General features: G+C 64.9%; 1 protein-coding gene. It reads right to left on the reverse strand.

What is annotated here, in order from left to right; all coding sequences use genetic code 11:
* Positions 1 to 393, reverse strand: a 393-nt coding sequence (locus AC1D0P_RS31220; protein ID WP_477680268.1) for a UPF0758 domain-containing protein, incomplete at both ends; no start/stop codon positions are given.

Genomic DNA, 393 nt, shown 5'->3' on the forward strand with positions numbered 1-393 from the left:
GTGCGCGACGGCGGAAACCAGCTTGATGTCGGCCGCGACCGCTTCGCCGATGCCGTTGACTTCCTCCAGCAAATGCTGCGGTGCGCCGAAGACGCCGGCAAGCGTGCCGAAGCGTTCGAGCAAGGCTTTGGCGACGGGCTTGGTGTCGCGGCGCGGAATCAGGCGGAAGAGCAGGAGTTCCAGCAGTTCGTAATCTGCGAGTGCGGTGTCGCCGAGTTCGCGGAATTTCGTGCGCAGCCGTTCGCGGTGGCCGTGATAATGCGGCTCGGGCTGGAGCGGTTCGGTCTTTGCCGGCGGCTTTTTGGAGTTTATCTGCGGGAAAGTGTCGGCGAAGGCGAATAGGCCGCGTTCCTCGGTCGGCTCGGCTTCCGCGGCCGCCTCGATGGACTCCTC

The sequence above is a fragment of the Polaromonas sp. P1_G2 genome, from assembly GCF_056405515.1.